Below are 14,303 nucleotides of genomic sequence, written 5' to 3'. Positions count from 1 at the left end.
AATATTAGGCGTTCAGAGCCTTAACGCGTGCGGCAAGGCGCGAAACCTTACGAGCAGCTGTATTCTTGTGAACGACGCCCTTGGAAGCGGCGCGCATCAGTTCTGGCTCAGCAGCCTTGAAAGCAACCGATGCTGCTTCCTTGTCGCCGCTCAGGAGCGCATCTTCAACCTTGCGGATGAAAGTGCGAACGCGCGAACGGCGCGACTTGTTGATTTCGGTGCGTGCGGCTATCTTGCGCACTGCCTTCTTGGCCGAAGGAGTATTGGCCATAAATGCCTCTCTTTTTCTGTCAGCTAGCCCATTTGGTCAAACCGTTGGGCACAAAACCACTAGGGCAGCCATAATGCCTAGGGCCACCGATCCGTGCCGGGCTTATAGATCAGCTTTATCTTCGCGTCAACGAGGATTCTGATCTGCAAACCAGCCAGAAGGCCGGATATGCGGCCTTCTGGCTGAAATTTCGGCCGCCTGAGACGCCAATCTGGCTAAATGGCACGGGAAGCTCTGTCTTTATAATCACGCGATCAGCGATTCTTGAAAGATGGCGTACGCTTGTCGATAAAAGCGGCCATGCCCTCTTTCTGGTCTTCCGTCGCAAAGAGCGAGTGGAACAGGCGCCGCTCGAAACGCAAACCTTCATCAAGGGTGGTCTCGTAAGAACGATTGACCGATTCCTTCACCATCTGCACGGAGAGCTGTGAGAAGGAAGCTATGCGTTCCGCCGCCTTCAGCGCCACTTCGATGAGTTCCTCCGGTGCAACCAGACGCGAGACAAGGCCGCAGCGTTCGGCCTCTTCGGCCTCCATCATGCGCCCCGTCAGACACATATCCATCGCCTTCGATTTGCCAACAAAGCGCGTGAGACGCTGCGAGCCACCCATGCCCGGCATCACCCCCAGAGTAATTTCCGGCTGGCCGAATTTGGCATTGGTGGCGGCGATGATGAAATCACACATCATGGCAAGTTCACAGCCCCCGCCCAGCGCATAGCCTGAAACGGCGGCAATGATTGGCTTGCGCACGCGATCCACCTTGCGCCAGTCCGCAAACATGTCGTGCAAATAGGCATCAACAAAGTTGATCGGCTGCATTTCTTTAATGTCGGCACCGGCCGCAAAGGCCTTTTCGGAGCCGGTCAGAACGATCGCGCCGATTCTGCCATCGGTGTCAAAAGCAGCCAGTGCTTCGGTGAGTTCCTTCAGCACAGTGCTGTTTAATGCATTAAGCGCCTGTGGCCGATTAAGACGGACAAGACCAACGCCACCGCGCGTTTCTACAATGATCGTTTCATAAGCCATGGGGAAACCTCTCCTCCTTGATCGGTTCATATTTTGCGGCCAAGGTGGACCGAAGCTTTGCATTTGGCAAGACCAGCCAAATATCAACTTTGGCAGGAGGCGCAGAAAAAGGTCGAGCGGCCCGCCTGTACGGCACGCTCCACCAAAGCACCACAGCCCGGTGCACGGCATGGCTGCGCCTCACGCCCATAGACAGAGAATGAGTGCTGAAAATAACCGAGCGCGCCATTGGCCTGAATGTAATCCTTAAGACTCGACCCGCCCGCGGCAATCGCCTCGGCAATCACGCTGCGAATATCGCCCGCCAGACGCTCAAGCACCGGCTTATCATTGGCAATGGAACCCGCAGACCGCATGGGTGAGAGCCGGGAGCGCCACAAAACCTCACAGACATAGATATTGCCCAGTCCAGCAATCAGACGCTGATCAAGAAGCGCCGCTTTCAGCGGTGTTTTGCGGCCTTCAAAGAGGGTTCCAAGCAATTCACCTGACAGGCGATTGCCGGTGGGTTCAGCGCCCAGCCCTTTGAGCAGAGGATGCATATCCAACGTGCCTTTTTCTGCAAAAAGCATGAAGCCGAACCGCCGTGGATCATTATAAATGATGCGTGCGGCTGCACCATTCGGGCGCAGGAGATGGAAAACGACATGATCATGTTTGGCGATTTTGGATCGCTCATGGTGAAAGTCACCGGGTATGGCCTGCGCATCATCCGCTTCAATCCGAAACGAGCCGGACATGCCGAGATGGCAGATGATCGACAGCCCGTCATCAAGATGCAGGGTCAGATATTTCGCACGCCGCCCCAGCGCATCTATATGGCGCCCCGTTAGACGTTCAACAAAATGATCCGGAAAGGGAAAGCGCAAATCGGGCCGGTTTTGCTCGACCCGCGCAATTGTTGAACCTTCCATAAAAGGTTCAAGGCCCCGGCGAACCGTTTCGACCTCTGGCAATTCGGGCATTGATCATCTTTCAGGCAATGACTGTGGTTACACGCATATAAGCCTATCGCCTTGCGTTTGCCATCCGTTAACCCAAACCAGATTGAAGCTGTTTCCAACCGATATTAACGTTTTATTTTCCTTGTTTCTTAAACTCATCACAATTGGCAGGCAATAAAAGAAGCCCCAACGAGACTTCAGCTCAGGGTAAGTAACATGCCGGCTTTGATGACGCGCTTTTTCAAGAACAGATCGGGTGCAGCGATGATCGAATGCACACTCATCGGTGCGCTGGCGATTATTGCTGTCGTCAGTGGTATGGCGCTTTTTGCAGGAAAGCCCGCTTCCGCTTTTGACTATCGTGCAGCGCAGGTTCAAACTTACGATCAACGCTGAATTTCATCGCTTCATGCAGAATTGAATAGCCACCCGGTTCACGCAGGGGGGCTATTTGTTTATTGGAGTTATTATAAATTTTTATTGCCGAGGATTATCATGACCGTTGAGATCATAGCCGCAAAATCAGCCGAAAGCCGCCCAGTCTGGTTCATCAGCAAAAATGCCATTGATCAGGCGGGATTGACGCAGGATGCCCTAAGCTGGGCGAAGGCCAATGATTTTAACGGCCAGGCCGGTCAGGTTCTGGTGCTTCCCGGTACCGATGGAACGATTGCCGGGGCGCTGTTTGGCACAGGAGATATTGCACAGGGCGGACAGTCGCAGTTGCTCGCCGGAAAACTGGCGCGTGGTCTGCCCGAAGGCGACTGGCACATTGAAGGAAAACCGGATCACGCCGAGCTGACTGCCCTCGCCTTCTTGATGGGTGGCTATAATTTCACGCGCTACCGCAAGGGCAGCGACAAGATGATCCGTCTGGCGGTGCCGGAAGGTGTGGATGCCGCAGAAACGCAATCGATTGCGTATGCCGTGACGCTGGCACGTGACCTCATCAACACGCCCACCAATGATATGGGGCCGGACGCGCTGGAACAGGCAACGCGCGATCTTGCTTCCAGAAATGGCGCGAAAGTCAGCACCATTGAAGGTGATGCGCTGCTCAAACAAAACTTCCCGATGATCCATGCGGTCGGTCGCGCAGGCAGCATCGCGCCGCGCCTTATCGATCTCACATGGGGCAAGGACAGCGATCCGAAAATCACGCTGGTCGGGAAAGGCGTATGCTTTGATACCGGCGGTCTCGACATTAAGGCTGCAAGCGGCATGTTGCTGATGAAGAAAGATATGGGTGGCGCTGCCAATGTGCTGGGCCTTGCGTCCATGATCACGGATGCCAAGCTCCCCGTGCGGCTGCGCGTGCTCATCCCGGCGGTCGAAAATTCGATTGCAGGCAATGCATTCCGCCCGAGCGATGTGCTGCAAAGCCGCAAAGGGTTAACGGTGGAAATCGGCAATACCGATGCGGAAGGCCGTCTGGTTCTGGCCGATGCGCTGACACTGGCCGATGAAGAAGAGCCGGACCTGATCATCGACATGGCAACGCTCACAGGGGCTGCGCGCGTCGCACTCGGCCCCGATCTGCCGCCTTTCTACACACATGATGATGCGCTGGCTGCGACTATTGCAGACAAAGCCACCGAGACGGCTGATCCGCTCTGGCGCATGCCGCTGTGGCAGCCCTATACGCAAAAACTCTCATCGCGCGTTGCGGATCTCAACAATGTCACCACCGATGGTTTTGCCGGTTCCGTTACGGCTGCTCTGTTCCTGAGCCGCTTTGTTGAGAAGGCAAAGGCTTGGGCGCATTTCGATATTTACGGCTGGGTGCCCGTCGAAAAGCCTGCTTCGCCTGTTGGCGGCGAAGCACAGGCCATTCGGGCGCTTTATGCGCTTCTCAAAGAGAAATACGCAGCCCGGTCGCAACAACGATGAAATGACTTGCCTGCAAAAAGAAAACAGCGTTGAATGATACGGGTCCGAAACAATGACCAAGCATTCGGTATGACATGCCCGTTGAACTGAAGCCTTTGCAGGCACTGACATTGCTGAGAACGCTTTCGCTGGCACAGGTGCAGGATGAAATGCCTGACCTGACCACGCGGCAGGTTGCTGTTCTTCTGACCATTTATCTGGAGCCGCCGCCGCATACAGTGCGCGGCCTTGCAGCCAAGCTGAATGTCACCAAGCCGGTGATAACGCGTGCGCTCGACACGATGGGCACGCTCAATCTCGTCTCCCGGCATCGTGATGAAAAAGATCGTCGAAATGTGCTAGTTAAAAGAACAGTCGCTGGCGCGCTTTATGTCGAAAGACTGGGCGATCTGGTGATCGCCAATGCCAGGGAGTTACCATTGTGAGCATGCTCGACCATCGTTTGAATGCCTACCGTCCCGATCTCGCCGATGAACGGTTGAGCGGTCAGGTGGAGGCGAGGCGTTTTACGTCCGGCACAGTGATGCAGGTTTGCGATTCGGTGGTCGATCTGCGCGCCGACCCGCGCCCGGACAGCGGACCGCAAACGCAAATTATCTTCGGCGATAGGGTTCGTGTTTTTGACGAACAGGATGGCTGGTGCTGGGTTCAGGCTGAACGCGACGGCTATACCGGCTACGTATCAGCGGCTTCACTCGAAAAGCCGGAAGCTGAGGCGACGCATATGGTGATCGCGCCGCGCACATTCGTCTATCCTGGCAATGATCTTCGCTTCCCGCACACCAGAACATTATCGCTTGGCTCGCGCGTGCGAATCGTCGGCTCCTCTGAAAAACGCGGCACCGAATATGCGCTGCTTGCGAGCGGCGAAGCGCTGATTGCCCGGCATCTCAAGCCATTGAGCGACCATGCCGAGGATTTCGTTGCGGTTGCCGAAACGCTCATGCATACGCCCTATCTCTGGGGCGGGACATCCGGCTTTGGTATTGATTGTTCCGGCCTTGTCCAGCTTTCAATGTGGGTGGCGGGTCGCAAAGTGTTGCGCGATTCGGACATGCAGCAAAACACGCTCGGCGAGGTTGTCGCGCCTGATGCGGATTATTCCAATCTCAAGCGCGGCGATCTCGTCTTCTGGAAAGGCCACGTTGCCATTTGTGCTGCGCCTGACATGCTGATCCATGCCAGCGGTCACACGATGAGCGTCACATTGGAGCCGCTTAAGGATGCCATCAAGCGGATCGCCTATCTTTATGATCTGCCAACGCTGATCCGCAGGCCGTAAGTGTGCGACCATGAAGGCAAAAGCGACAATAAGAATCGCAGGGCTCATTCTCGGTCTCGCCCTTTTTTTGCCTTCAGCCGTCTCGTTTGAAAGAATTTCCCGTATGACCATAACGGCGTCCCCGGCAAGCTTTGCCAGCGTCAACGGCATTGAAATGTATTACCGTGTCGTGGGCAAAGGGCCGCCGATCTTGCTGATCCATGGCGGTCTTTCCGACCAGCATGTCTGGGATGCGCAACTGCCGATTCTGGCACGCGATCATATGGTGATTGTGGCAGACAGCCGCGGACAAGGGCGCTCGACACGCACCAATAAACCGATCACCTATGACTTGATGGCCGATGATTATGTGGCGCTGCTCGATTATCTCAACATTGACAAAGTCGATCTGGTTGGCTGGAGCGATGGCGGCATAATTGGTCTCGATATTGCCATGCGCTATCCTCAACGATTGAAAAGCCTGTTCGCACAGGCTGCCAATGTCACGCCGGAAGGCTCAACCGGCTTTGCGCTGGCGCGCGCGCAAGGCAAGCCAATTCCCGAACTGCGCCATTATGCAAGCATCGACAAGGAAATTCATGCCCTTTGGGCCAATGAGCCGAATTATTCGATTGATGATCTCGCAAAAATCAATGTGCGAACCGCCATCGTGATCGGCGATCACGATACGGCCATCACACGCGAGCATACGGAATTCATGGCGCATCATATTCCGGGTGCGAAACTGATCATCCTGCCCGATTCGGGCCATAGCGTTCCGGCGGAAAACCCGCGCCTTTATGCACGATCGGTGCTCACCTTCATCGCTGGCGATGCGGCTGCTGATCGTCTCACCGCCAGCAAATAAAGTCAGGTTCTGTTCGGAAGCACACGGTCCGGCGGACGATGACCGTCGACAAAAGCCCTGATATTGATGATCACCTTGTCACCCATATCAACACGGCCCTCAATCGTGGCCGACCCCATATGCGGCAGCAAGACGACCTTGCCCTTTTGCGCCAGTGAGAGCAGGCGCGGATTGACCGCAGGTTCATGTTCGAAAACATCAAGGCCTGCACCGGCAAGCTTGCCCTGCTCAATCAGATCGACCAGCGCATTTTCATCGATAATCTGGCCACGCGCTGTATTCACCAGATAAGCCGTCGGCTGCATCAACGCGATCCTGCGCGCGGAAAGCAGATGAAACGTTGCCGGTGTCGAGGGACAATTGACCGAGATGATGTCCATACGGGCCAACATCTGATCAAGGCTGTCCCAATAGGTGGCTTCCAGCTCTTCTTCGATCTGCGCGCTCACCCGCTTGCGGTTGTGATAGTGGATCGAAAGTCCGAAAGCCTTGGCGCGGCGCGCAACCGCCGTGCCGATGCGGCCCATGCCGACAATACCCAGGCGCTTGCCCCAGATGCGGCGGCCGAGCATCCATGTCGGCGACCAGCCCGGCCACTGGCCATCGCGCTCGTTGAGCACGTTGGCCCCTTCAACCAGACGGCGCGGCACCATGAGAAGGAGCGCCAGCGTCATATCGGCGGTGTCTTCGGTGAGAACATTGGGCGTGTTGGTGACGGTAATGCCGCGCTTTGCAGCCGCAGCCACGTCGATATTATCAACACCATTGCCGAAATTGGCGATGAGTTTGAGATTGGGCCCAGCCTGCTCAATCGCTGCCGCATCAATCACATCAGTGATGCAAGGCACCAGAACATCAGCCTCTTTCATCGCTGCGATGATTTCGGGCTGCGACATGCGATGGTCGTCTATGTTCAAACGGGCCTCGAACAATTCCCGCATTCGGGTTTCCACCGGGTCAGGCAGTTTCCGGGTCAGAACAACCAGCGGCTTTTTCTTGTTCGACATCTCCACCCCATTTTTGTGAGCCCATTATTTGAGCAATACCACCTGTGCAGGCGCACAAATTTCACAGGAAACCTGCCTTGCCGTTTAACACGTTGAGACCTCCTTAACCAAGAAGGTGCAATATGTGATTTTGCTTCGGCTGCTCATCTCTAGCAAGGCGGCGCAGCAAAGACAAAGAAAAACAGAATCGTTAAAACGGCATCAAACGCGGGAAAACCGCGAAATTTATTAATTCAGCGGTTTCAGACGCTCCTCCCCCTGTCCTGAAACTGCATCGACATGACAGGACGGCGAGAGGTCAGAATTGTACCGAGTACTTTCGCAACGCTTTTTCATCGCAGTGCTTTGCAGCATCGCATTGCTTTTGGTCATCGCATCTCTTGGCGCACCAACCACGCACGCCGCCAATGCCGCATCCCCCGCCGGCACCACACTTGGTGCAAGCGGGCTGCCTGTGCCGCGCTTTGTCAGTCTCAAACCGGCGCGCGTCAATCTGCGCATCGGGCCGGGACGTGATTATGCGGTTTCGTGGCTGTTCATGAAATCCGGCCTACCTGTCGAAATCATTCAGGAATATGACAACTGGCGCCGCATCCGCGATGCCGATGGCACGGAAGGCTGGGTCTATCAGTCACTTCTTTCCGGCAAGCGCACGGCTGTGACAGCACCCTGGCTCAAAAACGATGCAGGCTCCATGATCATCATGCGCCGTGATCCAGTGGAAACGGCCAGCGTCGCAGCAGAAATTGAACCCAATGTGATCGGCACCGTGCGCGAATGCAACGGGCAATGGTGCCGGATGGACGTGCAGGGTACGCGCGGCTGGATCAAACAATCCGACCTCTGGGGAGTTTACCCGGATGAGGTGTTTGACTGATCCTGTATCGCCCCTATCTTGACGCTACACCGTTTGTGAGATTAATTCTCACGAAGCAAAGATAAGAAGGAGTTTTATGCGCAGACGTTCATTGTTGCCGTTTTAACGGATTTGGACCTCACCCAGCGGGGTGGGATTTTTGTGCATATCAAAACTCTGGAAACATCATGAAAAACAGGATTATCGACATCCGCGCTTATGAAGCGACGGACAAATCAAGTTTGTCGTCCATCTGGTATCGCGCTTCGATGGAAGCCCATGCATTTCTGGGTCAGGATTTGCTGCGCAAGCAACGAAAGCTGATCGAAGACGTGTATCTGGAAAAGTCCGAAACTTTTGTTGCGGTCCTTGAGCGCAGGCCTGTGGGCTTTATCGGCCTGCTGGACAGCTTTATCGGCGGACTGTTTGTCGATCCGCACGATCAGGGCCATGGCATCGGGCGCCGTTTAATCAACCATGCTCTGGCAAAGAAAGGCAAACTCTCACTTGAGGTTTATGCCGACAATAGAAGCGCTTGTGCGTTTTATCAAAAGCTTGGTTTTCGGGAAATCAGCCGCCGTGCGCAGGATGACAACGGACTTCCATTTGCCAATATCCTGATGGAAATCAAGGCATAATAAAGAAGCGGGGCGATTGCTCGTCCCGCTTTTCATTCCTATTCTTTATGGGTTCTTACCAGGCTGGAATAACCGAGCCCTTGAAGGTTTCTGCAATAAACTGCTTCACTTCCGGGCTGTGATAGCTGCTGATGAGCGTCTTGACCCATTCAGCATCCTTGTCTTCGCTGCGCACGACCAGCACATTGACATAAGGCGCCTTTTCACCTTCGCGGATCAGGGCATCGCCTGCCGGGTTGAGGCCTGCTTCCAAGGCGTAATTGGTGTTGATGACCGCAGCATCCACATCTTCGAGTGAGCGCGGCAGTTGCGCTGCATCCAGTTCCACGAACTTCAGGTTCTTCGGGTTTTCCGTCACATCGATTGATGTAACCTTCAGGCCTTTCGAAGAATCAAGCTTGATCAGACCATTATCGGCAAGCACCAGCAGCGCGCGACCGCCATTGGTCGGATCATTCGGGATGGCAATGGTGGCACCATCCGCCAGTTCCGAGATATTTTTCAGCTTTTTCGAATAGAGGCCCATCGGGAAATTGACCGTTTGTGCCACGGTCTCAATGGGAAAGCCGCGATCTGCAACCTGATTGTCGAGATAGGGCTGATGCTGGAAGGAATTGGCCTCAAGGGCCTTATCGGCCAGCGCCATGTTGGGAATCACATAGTCAGAAAATTCCTGAATATCGATGTCCATGCCCTTGGTCGCTGCAACTTCCTTGACCTTTTCCATGATCTGCGCATGCGGACCGGGCGTCACGCCTATGCGGATCTTTTCGGCAAAAGCGCTTGCCGTTGAGAAAAGGGCGAATGCGGTGGCCGCAATGATCAACTTACGCATAGACGTCTCCTGTCAAATCGTTATCGACGCATTCATGCCCGGTTGGGAGGACCGCTTTCAAATGCGCCTGAGAAAGGGATGGGTCGGATGAATCATTTTAGACTTCAGCGCGCAACAAAAAAGCAGCCCGAAAAGGCTGCCTTTTTAGAAAATTATACCAAATGCCTAACGCGTCTTGCGGCGAAGGCGGACGATAATGTCCACATTGACGATTTCCATACCCTGCGGCGCTTCGGGCATGTTGGAAACGGTTGGCTGTCCACGCTCACCGTGCGGTATATCGAAAACCACATTCTCGCCTTCGAGGAAGAAATGCTGGTGGTCGGAAATATTGGTATCGAAATAAGTTTTCGACCCTTCGACCGCAATAATGCGCAGCATGCCGGCTTCGGTGAACTGGTGCAGCGTGTTGTAGACAGTCGCAAGCGAGACCGGCACATTTGCGAGGACTGCTTCTTCATGAAGGTCTTCAGCGGAAAGATGGCGGTCGCCCTGCGCATAGATCAGATTGGCAAGCGAAACACGCTGGCGCGTCGGGCGCAAACCCGCGCCGCGAAGCCGCTCTTCCATTGAAACCATCGAGTGGCTGGCATGATAATTCTGCATTTTCACCCTTGGATCCGTCACAAGCTTGTAGCAATTTCGTCAAACATTAAACGGGCTGTTGCCCATTGCATACTGACATTGATATATGCCGTTGCGGATTAAGTATCAATAGGCATGGCAATCCCGCCTTTTTTTGGAAAGCCACCGGCACTATTTTACTGATGGAAACACTCTGTGTTAGAGGTGTTCCCGAAAGACGACAACCCGACCGTTTCTGACGCAGAAATGGTCACAGCAGAATAATCCTCAAGGGAGGCGTAATGGCAGAACAGAAATCGAGCTACGGGTATGAAGAGCTCTTGAGCTGCGCGCGCGGCGAGTTGTTCGGTCCCGGCAATGCACAGCTCCCCCTGCCGCCAATGCTGATGGTGCACCGCATCACCGAAATTTCCGAAACAGGCGGCGAGTTCGACAAGGGCTATATCCGTGCCGAATACGACGTCAGCCCCGATGACTGGTACTTCCCATGCCATTTTCAGGGCAACCCAATCATGCCGGGCTGTCTTGGCCTCGACGGCATGTGGCAGCTGACGGGCTTCTTCCTTGGCTGGCTGGGTGAACCCGGTCGTGGTATGGCGCTGTCCACCGGCGAAGTGAAGTTCAAGGGCATGGTTCGCCCGACCACCAAGCTTCTGCAATATGGCATTGACTTCAAGCGTGTGATGCGCGGTCGTCTTGTTCTGGGCACAGCCGATGGCTGGCTGAAAGCAGACGGCGAAACCATCTATAAGGCAAGCGACCTGCGTGTTGGCCTTTCGAAAGACAGCGAAAGCGCTTAAATTTATCATCATTCACGGGCGCGACCGTAGAAAACATCGAGTTTTCATACGGCCGCGCTCAAAACATGCGAAGATCGCACCTATCTAATCGTTAAGAGGTCAGCCTCGCCGGCTGATCACACGAAACAGGTGCAAAGGAGAACGCGATGCGGCGTGTGGTCGTAACGGGTATGGGGATCGTATCCTCAATTGGAAATAACACCGAAGAGGTTACAGCCTCTCTGCGTGAGGCCAAATCCGGCATTTCCCGTGCTGAAGAATATGCCGAACTCGGATTCCGTTGTCAGGTACACGGCACCCCGAAGATCGATGTCGAGGCGCTTGTAGACCGCCGCGCCATGCGTTTCCATGGCCGTGGTACGGCCTGGAACCACATCGCCATGGATCAGGCGATTGCCGATGCCGGACTTTCGCAAGAGGAAGTCTCCAACGACCGCACAGGCATCATCATGGGTTCCGGCGGTCCTTCGACACGCACGATTGTCGACAGTGCCGACATCACCCGTGAAAAAGGCCCCAAACGCGTTGGCCCTTTTGCCGTGCCGAAAGCCATGAGCTCGACCGCATCGGCAACGCTCGCGACCTTCTTCAAGATCAAGGGCGTGAATTATTCGATCTCGTCGGCTTGTGCGACATCGAATCATTGCATCGGCAATGCCTATGAAATGATTCAGTATGGCAAGCAGGACCGCGTTTTCGCGGGTGGCTGTGAAGACCTCGACTGGACCCTTTCGGTGCTGTTTGATGCCATGGGTGCCATGTCGTCAAAATATAATGACACGCCGTCAACTGCTTCGCGCGCCTATGACAAGAACCGCGATGGTTTTGTGATTGCAGGTGGTGCTGGCGTTCTCGTGCTGGAAGACCTTGAAACAGCCCTTGCGCGTGGCGCCAAAATTTACGGCGAAATCGTCGGCTATGGTGCGACATCTGACGGCTACGACATGGTTGCGCCTTCGGGCGAAGGCGCGATCCGCTGCATGAAAATGGCGCTTTCAACCGTCAAGGGCAAGATTGACTACATCAATCCGCACGCCACTTCGACACCTGCAGGCGATGCACCGGAAATCGACGCCATTCGCCAGATTTTCGGATCGGGCGATGCCTGCCCGCCCATTGCCGCCACAAAGTCGCTGACCGGCCATTCGCTGGGTGCAACGGGCGTGCAGGAAGCAATTTACTCGCTTTTGATGATGAAGAACAACTTCATCTGCGAAAGCGCTCACATCGAAGAACTGGATCCTGCCTTCGCGGACATGCCTATCGTCCGCAAGCGTATTGATAATGCTCAGCTCAACACCGTGCTTTCCAACTCCTTCGGGTTTGGCGGCACCAATGCGACGCTGGTTTTCCAGCGTTACGAGAGCTGAGAGAGAGGGAAAATATGGAAGGCTTGATGCAAGGTAAACGCGGCCTCATTATGGGGGTCGCGAATAATCATTCACTCGCATGGGGAATTTCTAGGCAGCTTGCAGCACAGGGCGCCGAACTGGCATTCACCTATCAGGGTGATGCGCTCGGTAAACGCGTAAAGCCGCTGGCCGAACAAGTCGGTTCGGATATGGTTCTGCCTTGTGATGTTGAAGATATCGCTTCAGTTGACGCTGTTTTTGCTGAAATCGAGAAGAAATGGGGTAAGCTCGATTTCATCGTTCATGCCATCGGCTTCTCGGATAAAACGGAGCTGAAGGGACGTTACGCAGACGTCACCACACGTGATAATTTCAGTCGCACCATGGTGATTTCCGCCTACTCCTTCACCGAAATGGCACAGCGTGCAGAAAAGCTCATGAAGGACGGCGGCTCGATCCTGACGCTGACCTATGGCGGTTCGACCCGCACGATCCCGAACTACAACGTCATGGGCGTCGCAAAAGCAGCCCTTGAAGCGATGGTTCGTTATCTGGCTGCCGATTACGGCCCGCAGGGTATTCGCGTGAACGCGATCTCAGCCGGTCCTGTGCGCACGCTGGCTGGTGCCGGCATTGGCGACGCACGCGCAATCTTCAGCTATCAGCGCCGCAATTCGCCACTGCGTCGCACCGTCGATATCGACGACGTCGGCAAATCGGCTGTTTATCTGCTGTCGGATCTTTCAAGCGGTGTGACCGGCGAAATCCATTATGTGGATTCGGGCTATAACATCGTTTCGATGCCCACCCTGGAAGAACTCAAAAGCTCAGATGCCGAACGCGGCGAATAAGCTTTGTTTTCACCAACAAAAAAGCCACCTGCGAGGGTGGCTTTTTTAATTACTTTTTTGCATCAAAGATTTTGAAGCCATTTGCCTCTTCAAGCACACTCACATTCTTGAACACGCTCTTGAGTGTCGCCTCATAGGGCAACTGGCGGTTTGCAACCATCAGCAAGCGTCCGCCGACCTTGAGCCGTGAGGCAGCCGCAGCAATAAACGTCTGACCAAGCGACATGTCGGTCGCCCGTCCTTCGTGAAAGGGCGGGTTCATGATGACGGTGTCATAAATGCCCGTCAGCTTTTCACTCGTCACGTCAAACCAGTTGAACGCAATCGGCACAGACGGACTGAGACGCTGCAGATTGCCGCGAGCGGCCTCCAGTGCCTCGTAATCAGCCTCGAAAAGATCGATGCTCTTGAGGCGATCAACATGTTTCAAGCTTTGTGCTGCAAGATAGCCCCAGCCAGCACCCAAATCCGCAACATGGCCGAACACGATCTTTTCCATATGTGGAACGAGCAGCGCTGACCCCTTGTCGATGGCGCCATGTGAGAACATGCCGGGTTCGGTGCGGAACACTTCGTCAATATCAGCTGCCAGCGGTTTCAACGCATGGATGAAGTCATCATTGAGATCGGCCGGACGCTGCAACCAGAATGCCACGGCATGGTTCTTGGACAGGCGGTCGCTGATTTGCGCAATATTGCCGACCCATTTGCGGAAACTGTCAACGCCCAGTTTCTTGTCGCCACAGACAACGATCCAGCCACCCGGCTCAACACGCGTCAAAAGCTCCGCAAACCACGCCTCATTGCGCCCGCGATGTTTTCCGAGCAGAAGTAGCCCGCCGGAAAAACGCGCACTGTCGGGCAACCTCGGCTCAACCTGAAAGCCTTCCTTTTTCAGCGCCAGAAAATCCGGGCGCCATGGTTGCAGGCAGGTCAGCGCCTGCTTCCATTCGTCCTCAAGCGACCGGTCCGCAGAAATTCCACAGGCGAGGAAGGACTGGCCCTCTTCAGGCATATCCAGAATATCCTGCTCGAACGGCAGAAACAGTGTTTGTTGTGCTGGTGTCATCATGCTTCACCCATGCCGTTCAATTGTTCTGCGCGCAACAAAAAAGCG

Annotated in this window: 17 protein-coding genes; 10 read left to right on the top strand and 7 right to left on the bottom strand. The window is 54.8% G+C overall.

What is annotated here, in order from left to right; translation table 11 throughout:
* Positions 1-4: 4 nt before the first annotated feature.
* The 3 genes from rpsT to mutM form a co-directional block, all read right to left on the bottom strand.
* On the bottom strand, positions 5-271 hold the full coding sequence (gene rpsT, locus ABE530_RS00315; protein WP_265982585.1) for a 30S ribosomal protein S20: 267 nt from the start codon (positions 269-271) through the stop codon (positions 5-7).
* A gap of 254 nt (positions 272-525) precedes the next feature.
* The gene (locus tag ABE530_RS00310; RefSeq protein ID WP_499693247.1) at positions 526-1,299 is read right to left on the bottom strand and encodes an enoyl-CoA hydratase; all 774 of its coding nucleotides are present in this window, start codon (positions 1,297-1,299) and stop codon (positions 526-528) included.
* A gap of 83 nt (positions 1,300-1,382) precedes the next feature.
* A complete protein-coding gene (gene mutM, locus ABE530_RS00305) occupies positions 1,383-2,264 on the bottom strand; it encodes a bifunctional DNA-formamidopyrimidine glycosylase/DNA-(apurinic or apyrimidinic site) lyase (RefSeq protein ID WP_265982583.1) in 882 nt (293 codons plus the stop codon).
* A gap of 195 nt (positions 2,265-2,459) precedes the next feature.
* Between mutM and ABE530_RS00300 the strand changes: the two genes are divergently transcribed.
* From ABE530_RS00300 to ABE530_RS00280, 5 genes are all read left to right on the top strand, one after another.
* Positions 2,460-2,639 (top strand): Flp family type IVb pilin, encoded by a 180-nt coding sequence (locus ABE530_RS00300; RefSeq protein ID WP_265982582.1) that lies wholly within the window; start codon positions 2,460-2,462, stop codon positions 2,637-2,639.
* 99 nt (positions 2,640-2,738) lie between these two features.
* Positions 2,739-4,133: a leucyl aminopeptidase family protein gene (locus tag ABE530_RS00295; RefSeq protein ID WP_499693246.1), complete on the top strand. Its 1,395-nt coding sequence runs from the start codon at positions 2,739-2,741 to the stop codon at positions 4,131-4,133.
* A gap of 74 nt (positions 4,134-4,207) precedes the next feature.
* Complete coding sequence (locus ABE530_RS00290; protein ID WP_265982580.1) at positions 4,208-4,558, top strand: MarR family transcriptional regulator; 351 nt, start codon at positions 4,208-4,210, stop codon at positions 4,556-4,558.
* Positions 4,559-4,560: 2 nt separating this feature from the next.
* Positions 4,561-5,415: a C40 family peptidase gene (locus tag ABE530_RS00285; protein WP_265983811.1), complete on the top strand. Its 855-nt coding sequence runs from the start codon at positions 4,561-4,563 to the stop codon at positions 5,413-5,415.
* 10 nt (positions 5,416-5,425) lie between these two features.
* Positions 5,426-6,262 carry an alpha/beta fold hydrolase gene (locus tag ABE530_RS00280; protein ID WP_499693245.1) on the top strand — a complete coding sequence of 279 codons (837 nt, stop codon included), beginning with the start codon at positions 5,426-5,428 and terminating at the stop codon, positions 6,260-6,262.
* A 2-nt stretch (positions 6,263-6,264) separates the two neighbouring features.
* On the opposite strand, the gene ABE530_RS00275 is transcribed toward ABE530_RS00280, so the two are convergent.
* Positions 6,265-7,269, bottom strand: coding sequence for a 2-hydroxyacid dehydrogenase (locus ABE530_RS00275; RefSeq protein ID WP_265982578.1), 1,005 nt, complete (start codon positions 7,267-7,269; stop codon positions 6,265-6,267).
* Between the two features lie 304 nt (positions 7,270-7,573).
* On the opposite strand from ABE530_RS00275, the gene ABE530_RS00270 reads away from it, so the two are divergent.
* Together ABE530_RS00270 and ABE530_RS00265 are read left to right on the top strand one after the other, a co-directional pair.
* Complete coding sequence (locus tag ABE530_RS00270; protein WP_499693244.1) at positions 7,574-8,146, top strand: SH3 domain-containing protein; 573 nt, start codon at positions 7,574-7,576, stop codon at positions 8,144-8,146.
* A 167-nt stretch (positions 8,147-8,313) separates the two neighbouring features.
* Complete coding sequence (locus tag ABE530_RS00265; protein WP_499693243.1) at positions 8,314-8,763, top strand: GNAT family N-acetyltransferase; 450 nt, start codon at positions 8,314-8,316, stop codon at positions 8,761-8,763.
* A gap of 55 nt (positions 8,764-8,818) precedes the next feature.
* Here ABE530_RS00265 and ABE530_RS00260 read toward each other — a convergent pair whose 3' ends face one another.
* Positions 8,819-9,598 (bottom strand): MetQ/NlpA family ABC transporter substrate-binding protein, encoded by a 780-nt coding sequence (locus ABE530_RS00260; protein ID WP_265982573.1) that lies wholly within the window; start codon positions 9,596-9,598, stop codon positions 8,819-8,821.
* Positions 9,599-9,763: 165 nt separating this feature from the next.
* Positions 9,764-10,204, bottom strand: coding sequence for an iron response transcriptional regulator IrrA (irrA, locus tag ABE530_RS00255; RefSeq protein ID WP_265982571.1), 441 nt, complete (start codon positions 10,202-10,204; stop codon positions 9,764-9,766).
* A 260-nt stretch (positions 10,205-10,464) separates the two neighbouring features.
* Between irrA and fabA the strand changes: the two genes are divergently transcribed.
* The 3 genes from fabA (at position 10,465) to fabI (ending at position 13,186) form a co-directional block, all read left to right on the top strand.
* Positions 10,465-10,983: a 3-hydroxyacyl-[acyl-carrier-protein] dehydratase FabA gene (fabA, locus tag ABE530_RS00250; RefSeq protein WP_265982569.1), complete on the top strand. Its 519-nt coding sequence runs from the start codon at positions 10,465-10,467 to the stop codon at positions 10,981-10,983.
* 146 nt (positions 10,984-11,129) lie between these two features.
* Positions 11,130-12,353 (top strand): beta-ketoacyl-ACP synthase I, encoded by a 1,224-nt coding sequence (gene fabB / locus ABE530_RS00245; protein WP_499693242.1) that lies wholly within the window; start codon positions 11,130-11,132, stop codon positions 12,351-12,353.
* A 14-nt stretch (positions 12,354-12,367) separates the two neighbouring features.
* On the top strand, positions 12,368-13,186 hold the full coding sequence (gene fabI / locus ABE530_RS00240) for an enoyl-ACP reductase FabI (RefSeq protein ID WP_265982564.1): 819 nt from the start codon (positions 12,368-12,370) through the stop codon (positions 13,184-13,186).
* Between the two features lie 49 nt (positions 13,187-13,235).
* On the opposite strand, the gene ABE530_RS00235 is transcribed toward fabI, so the two are convergent.
* Positions 13,236-14,258 (bottom strand): class I SAM-dependent methyltransferase, encoded by a 1,023-nt coding sequence (locus ABE530_RS00235; RefSeq protein ID WP_499693241.1) that lies wholly within the window; start codon positions 14,256-14,258, stop codon positions 13,236-13,238.
* Positions 14,259-14,303 lie beyond the last annotated feature (45 nt).

The organism is Brucella sp. TWI559 (assembly GCF_039674265.1).
In the GTDB taxonomy this organism is placed as follows: domain Bacteria; phylum Pseudomonadota; class Alphaproteobacteria; order Rhizobiales; family Rhizobiaceae; genus Brucella; species Brucella chromiisoli.
The sequence above is the reverse complement of the archived record's forward strand: the minus strand, read 5'-3'. Positions and strand labels throughout refer to the sequence as shown.

Excerpts from the sequence above, each read along its gene's own strand:
- fabB (WP_499693242.1), top strand. The coding sequence starts at position 11,130 with ATGCGGCGTGTGGTCGTAACGGGTATGGGGATCGTATCCTCAATTGGA.
- rpsT (WP_265982585.1), bottom strand. The coding sequence starts at position 271 with ATGGCCAATACTCCTTCGGCCAAGAAGGCAGTGCGCAAGATAGCCGCA.
- fabI (WP_265982564.1), top strand. The coding sequence starts at position 12,368 with ATGGAAGGCTTGATGCAAGGTAAACGCGGCCTCATTATGGGGGTCGCG.
- ABE530_RS00260 (WP_265982573.1), bottom strand. The coding sequence starts at position 9,598 with ATGCGTAAGTTGATCATTGCGGCCACCGCATTCGCCCTTTTCTCAACG.
- ABE530_RS00275 (WP_265982578.1), bottom strand. The coding sequence starts at position 7,269 with ATGTCGAACAAGAAAAAGCCGCTGGTTGTTCTGACCCGGAAACTGCCT.
- irrA (WP_265982571.1), bottom strand. The coding sequence starts at position 10,204 with ATGCAGAATTATCATGCCAGCCACTCGATGGTTTCAATGGAAGAGCGG.
- ABE530_RS00310 (WP_499693247.1), bottom strand. The coding sequence starts at position 1,299 with ATGGCTTATGAAACGATCATTGTAGAAACGCGCGGTGGCGTTGGTCTT.
- mutM (WP_265982583.1), bottom strand. The coding sequence starts at position 2,264 with ATGCCCGAATTGCCAGAGGTCGAAACGGTTCGCCGGGGCCTTGAACCT.
- ABE530_RS00280 (WP_499693245.1), top strand. The coding sequence starts at position 5,426 with ATGAAGGCAAAAGCGACAATAAGAATCGCAGGGCTCATTCTCGGTCTC.
- ABE530_RS00300 (WP_265982582.1), top strand. The coding sequence starts at position 2,460 with ATGCCGGCTTTGATGACGCGCTTTTTCAAGAACAGATCGGGTGCAGCG.
- fabA (WP_265982569.1), top strand. The coding sequence starts at position 10,465 with ATGGCAGAACAGAAATCGAGCTACGGGTATGAAGAGCTCTTGAGCTGC.
- ABE530_RS00290 (WP_265982580.1), top strand. The coding sequence starts at position 4,208 with ATGCCCGTTGAACTGAAGCCTTTGCAGGCACTGACATTGCTGAGAACG.
- ABE530_RS00265 (WP_499693243.1), top strand. The coding sequence starts at position 8,314 with ATGAAAAACAGGATTATCGACATCCGCGCTTATGAAGCGACGGACAAA.
- ABE530_RS00235 (WP_499693241.1), bottom strand. The coding sequence starts at position 14,258 with ATGATGACACCAGCACAACAAACACTGTTTCTGCCGTTCGAGCAGGAT.
- ABE530_RS00285 (WP_265983811.1), top strand. The coding sequence starts at position 4,561 with ATGCTCGACCATCGTTTGAATGCCTACCGTCCCGATCTCGCCGATGAA.
- ABE530_RS00295 (WP_499693246.1), top strand. The coding sequence starts at position 2,739 with ATGACCGTTGAGATCATAGCCGCAAAATCAGCCGAAAGCCGCCCAGTC.